The sequence below is a fragment of the Mesorhizobium shangrilense genome, from assembly GCF_040537815.1.
Taxonomy (GTDB): domain Bacteria; phylum Pseudomonadota; class Alphaproteobacteria; order Rhizobiales; family Rhizobiaceae; genus Mesorhizobium; species Mesorhizobium shangrilense.
On sequence record NZ_JBEWSZ010000044.1, the window covers coordinates 1 to 1,175 of the forward strand.

Annotated in this window: 1 protein-coding gene; it reads left to right on the forward strand. The window is 61.3% G+C overall.

Annotated elements, in window-relative coordinates:
* Positions 1 to 209 precede the first annotated feature (209 nt).
* Positions 210 to 1,157, forward strand: a complete 948-nt coding sequence (locus ABVQ20_RS40425) for an IS110 family RNA-guided transposase (RefSeq protein ID WP_354465426.1) — start codon at positions 210 to 212, stop codon at positions 1,155 to 1,157.
* The last annotated feature ends 18 nt before the right edge of the window (positions 1,158 to 1,175 follow it).

Here is a 1,175-nt window from a genome sequence, read left to right on the forward strand (position 1 = left end):
GCTTGTCTTATGACTTTCCGTCGTTTGGAGGCCAAAGTGGGTTGCCGCCTGCGGGCCTTCACCACCCGCAGGCGGCGGGAGGGGTGGGATCGATGAACCGCCGGTCGTGAAGGACCGAGCTAGAGTATGATCGCCCCTCTCTTTTCCATGAGGCCTGAACGGATAGCCGGGATTCTAGGCCCGGATGACAAGCACGGGACACGGAAAAGATGACCGCAACCATAGCACGCACACTCGGAATCGACATCTCGAAAGATTGCCTCGACGTTCATCTGCTGCCGGAAGGTACGGAGCGGCAATACGCCAACGACGCCAGCGGTCTACGCGAACTGATCCGCTGGCTGGCGCCTCTTGCGCCTGCCCGCATCGTCTACGAGGCGACGGGCGCCTACCATCGGTTGCTCGAACGCATGTTGGGCGCCAAGGGCCTGCCGCTGGTCAAGATGAACCCACAGCGCACGCGTGCCTTCGCAAAGGCCGCAGGCCGCTTGTCCAAGACCGATCGGATCGATGCCGCCATGCTCGCCCACTTCGGCGCGCTGATGGCGCCGCAGATCCGGCCGATCCGCAGCGATGCCCTTGATGCGCTTTGCGAACTGGTCGCCGCCCGACGAGCGCTGATCAAGGACCGCACCGCCACATTGAACCGACAGAAGTCTTTGACCATCCCGCTGTTGAAGCGCCAGGCCGAGCAACGGTTGAAACAGATCGCTGCCCAGATCACAGCGATCGACACCGAATGCCGAACCCGGATCGCCAGCGAACTCGGTCTCAGACGCCGCTTCGACATTCTCACCAGCATTCCGGGGCTTGGCGAGGCGAGCGCCTTCGCCATCGTCGCCGGCATGCCCGAACTGGGTGTACTCGAAAACAAGCAAGCTGCAAGCTTGGCCGGTCTTGCCCCCGTCGACCGCCAATCCGGCCAGTGGAAGGGCAAGAGCTTCATCCAAGGCGGTCGGCAAACGCTCAGGCAGGCACTCTACATGCCCGCCCTCGTCGCCACCCGATTCAATCAGCCTCTTAAGGCAAAATACGAAAGCCTCCGAGCAGGCGGAAAACCTGCAAAAGTCGCCATAACCGCAATCATGCGAAAGCTTGTCGTCCTCGCAAACGCACTCATCAGGGACGACCGAAAATGGGCTCCACACATTCCTTGACCAAGACGGATACTCTAG